The organism is Arthrobacter sp., assembly GCF_031988865.1.
GTDB lineage: Bacteria > Actinomycetota > Actinomycetes > Actinomycetales > Micrococcaceae > Arthrobacter_B.
Genome location: NZ_DALZXY010000155.1, coordinates 1 through 3,751, shown reverse-complemented (window position 1 = coordinate 3,751; position 3,751 = coordinate 1). Strand labels below are relative to the sequence as shown.

4 protein-coding genes are annotated in these 3,751 nt (G+C 65.5%); 1 reads left to right on the top strand and 3 read right to left on the bottom strand.

Annotation, left to right across the window (positions count from 1 at the left end; all coding sequences use genetic code 11):
- Both RTN46_RS16680 and RTN46_RS16675 read right to left on the bottom strand, forming a co-directional pair.
- Positions 1 to 466 (bottom strand): alanine dehydrogenase (locus RTN46_RS16680; protein WP_396157992.1); only part of this gene is annotated, 466 nt, incomplete at its 3' end.
- A 79-nt stretch (positions 467 to 545) separates the two neighbouring features.
- Complete coding sequence (locus RTN46_RS16675) at positions 546 to 1,007, bottom strand: helix-turn-helix domain-containing protein (protein ID WP_312183085.1); 462 nt, start codon at positions 1,005 to 1,007, stop codon at positions 546 to 548.
- A gap of 73 nt (positions 1,008 to 1,080) precedes the next feature.
- On the opposite strand from RTN46_RS16675, the gene RTN46_RS16670 reads away from it, so the two are divergent.
- Positions 1,081 to 1,275: a hypothetical protein gene (locus RTN46_RS16670; protein ID WP_312183082.1), complete on the top strand. Its 195-nt coding sequence runs from the start codon at positions 1,081 to 1,083 to the stop codon at positions 1,273 to 1,275.
- Between the two features lie 4 nt (positions 1,276 to 1,279).
- On the opposite strand, the gene aceB is transcribed toward RTN46_RS16670, so the two are convergent.
- Complete coding sequence (aceB, locus tag RTN46_RS16665) at positions 1,280 to 2,878, bottom strand: malate synthase A (protein WP_312183080.1); 1,599 nt, start codon at positions 2,876 to 2,878, stop codon at positions 1,280 to 1,282.
- Between the last annotated feature and the right edge of the window lie 873 nt (positions 2,879 to 3,751).

Here is a 3,751-nt window from a genome sequence, read left to right as displayed (position 1 = left end):
CGGGACCGCCCGCCGGGGCCATCAGGCACTGCGCGCCCACCTGCACGGCCAGCCGCCCGGCGACCTCGGACATCGGTGCCAGCAGCGGCAGTGCTCGGCCCTCCTGCACGGTTTCGTAGGCGATGGCGGTGACTCCGGAATCCAGCAGCGCCCGCGTGAGTTCCGGGGCAGCGGCGAGGTGGAGGTAGGTGAAGAGGATGAGTCCGGGGCGGAAGAAGCCAAACTCTGCGGGAACCGGTTCCTTGACCTTGAGGATCAGCTCCGAGCGGTCCCAGACAGCTTCGGCGGAGTGCACAATTTCCGCCCCCGCGGCGGCATATTCCGTGTCAGTTATATTCGAGCCCTGGCCCGCGCCGGCCTCTACCAGGACGGTGTGGCCGCGGGAGGCAAGTTCATGGACACCGGATGCCGTGATGGCCACCCGAAACTCGTTGTTCTTGATCTCCTTGGGAATTCCGATAATCACGTTTTACTCCGGTCTTTGGGAACTTGGGATACGACATGCTGAACAGCAGTTGTGCGGAGATCACCCGTTAGCTGGCCTCCTAGGTATCAGTCCCCCCTGGAGCGCCGGCCGTACCCGGTTCCGCAGCCTTCGCCGCGCTGGCGGCACGCTGCGCCGCAAGCCAGGTTTCGACGTCGGACATCCGGATCCGGCGGTGCGTACCGCGGTATTCCACCGGGATCACACCGGCGTCGGTCAGGTTCCGCAGGTACGTATGCGAGATTCCGGCGGCGGCCGCGGCCTGCGACGTCGTCAGGAGCGGGTTGTGCCCCGGCGCAGGCGGAGCCTCCGCGGCCGCGGTTGAGGAGATGCTTACGGACGTTCCGGACCCCAGCCTGCCGAGCAGGTCGAGTACGGCATCCCGGGCTGCCGGCGGGAGGCGAAGCGCTGTTCCATCCACGAAAACAGTGACATCGCCGGCGGAAAGGGCCCGGGCGAGCGTTTTGGCGTCCTTGGCAGGAAGCGCCGGGATGGTTGTGGTCCTTAAGCTCATGCCAGCCATCTTGCCAAACGAAACGGACAGGAAGCAGAAACCGGGTTCCGGAACTGCGCCGCGTCGGACCCGGCAGGGGTGGATGCCCCGCTTGGAACGGGCTGGACCGGGCTGGAACGGGCTGGACCGGGCTGGAACGGGCTGGACCGGGCTGGAACGGGCCGGAACGGGCACCAGCGTACGCCCGGCCGGCGGCCGGGCTGAGGCGCCTGGCTGCAAAGCCAGGGATGACCTGGCGGACGGACGCGCCGTCCGCCAGGTCACCGCTATTGAATAAGCCCCTAGTCCACCAGCTCGTAGGCGGGGAGGGTGAGGAAGTCCGGGTAATCCGAGGCGAGGCTGATCCGGGCGATCAGATCGCTGGCTGGGGCATAAAAGCGGTTGAACTTCTCCTCATCCACTTCGCTGCGCAGGCGCTCGGTCTCCTCAGCGAGGATCCGCTTGACCAGGTCCGCGCTCACGGCCTCGCCCGAATCTTCCAGCACCACGCCGTTGCGGACCTGCTGCCAGACCTGGGAACGGGAGATTTCCGCCGTCGCGGCGTCCTCCATCAGGTTATGGATGGCGACGGCACCGTTGCCCGAAAGCCACACGGCCGTGTAGGCGACGGCGACGTAGAGATTGGAGCGCAGTCCCGCTTCGGTGACGGACCCTCCTGCCGTGGTGACATTCAGCAGGTCCTTCGCGGTGACTGCAACGTCCTCCCGGAGCCTGTCCACCTGGTTCGGCTTCTCGCCCAGGATGGAGTCGAACACTTCGCGGCAGGTCACCACCATGTCCGGGTGGGCGACCCAGGAGCCATCGAAGCCGTCGTTGGCTTCGCGGGTCTTGTCCGCGGTGACCTTCTCGAACGCCTTGGCGGTGATCTCGGGTTCGCGGCGGTTCGGGATGAAGGCGGCCATGCCGCCCATCGCGAAGGCCCCGCGCCGGTGACAGGTCTTGACCAGCAGGTCAGTGTAGGCGCGCATGAACGGCGCGGTCATGGCGACGTCGGCGCGGTCCGGCAGCAGGAAGTCCTTTCCGGAGTCGCGGAACATCTTGATAATGCTGAAAAGGTAGTCCCAGCGGCCGGCGTTGAGGCCCGAGGCGTGGTCCCGGAGCTCGTAGAGGATTTCCTCCATTTCGAAGGCCGCCGGAATGGTCTCGATCAGGACGGTCGCCCGCACCGAACCCTGCGGGACGCCCACGTAGTCCTGCGCGAAGACGAAGACATCGTTCCAGAGCCGGGCTTCCAGATGGCTTTCCATCTTGGGCAGGTAGTAGTACGGGCCCTGGCCATTTTCCAGGAGCTGCTTGGCGTTGTGGAAGAAGTGCAGGCCGAAGTCGACGAGTGCCCCAACGGCACGTTCGCCATCGATGAGCACGTGCTTTTCCGGCAGGTGCCAGCCGCGCGGGCGCATCACCACGACGGCGAGGGGTGCGTCGGTGCGCAGCGCGTATTCCTTGCCCTCGGGGGAGGTGAAGGAAAGTTCCCCGCGGGCAGCGCGGTAGAGGTTGTACTCAGCGTCCACCACGTTGTGCCAAGTGGGGGTGGACGCATCCTCCAAGTCGGCCAGCCAGACCTTGGCTCCGGAATTCAGGGCATTGATGGCCATCTTGGCCGGGGACGCGGGGCCGGTCATTTCCACTCGGCGGTCCTGGAGTGCCGGCGGCGCCGCTGCGACCTTCCAGTCGCCTTCCCGTACGGACGCGGTTTCGGGGAGGAAATCGAGGCTCTGCCCGCTGGCAACGGCTTCGCGGCGGGCGGTGCGGGCGGCGAGGAGGTCGTTGCGTGTGGAGGCGAAGCGCTGGTGGAGTTCCTCGATGAACGCCAGTGCTTCGGGGGTCAGGATGGTCTCGGCACCCTCTGCCGGATTGAGGTCGGTTACTTCAATGGCCATGGAGTTGCTCCCTCTTGCAGTTTGCTTCGTCGAGCTATCTGTCGGTTAACGTACCCAAGAAAATCAATCGAAAATGAAAAAGTTCTTCCGTATCGTGATAATACGATCACCGGCAAGGGGATAGCAAGGGTATTCCGGCGGCTGTCGGGAAGGAAACTGCATCTACCATTTGCGGCCGAAGACCTTGGGCATGACTCCGGCGCCCCCGCGGGGATGCTCTCTTCCGAACGTAGGAGATCACGGAGCCTTCCGGTAAGGGCGGGGCGTTACGCCAGGTCGAGTCACCAGAGGTGCGCACCGGTCCGGCAGGGCCGGCGATGGTCCACGACCGGGGCATACGGACGTTGCCCGGCGCTGGAGCTGGTTGCGGGGTGTTGAGTGTGCAGCTGGGGCGGGGTGATGGGGGTCGGCGGATGTTGGGTGTGCAGGTCTGGTGGGTGTTTCCCGTGCGGAGTCACCAGAGCTGCGCACGCGTCGAGGACGAGTCACCAGAGGTGCACACGCCGTCGGGCAGGGCCGGCGATGGTCCACGACCGGGGCATACGGAGGTTGCCCGGCCCTGGAGCTGCGCCGGCCGAACATTGGGGCGGAACTGCGCCGGTCGAACATTGGGGCGGAGCTGCGCCGGTCGAACATTGGGGCGGAACTGCGTGGTCCGAACACTGGACCGGACAAAGACCCTCCGTTTTGGGAGAAATCGACCGTTTTGGGATTTCCCTGCCGCCGCGCGCCGGAGGAAAATCCCAAAAACGGCAGGGAAATCCCAAAGCGGAGGGAAATCACGTCCCAAAACGGCTGGCAAATCCCAAACCGGAGGGAACCGGCGCTACGACCGTATGGGCGGGCTTAGCCCGCAGAGGGGGCACCGCTGCG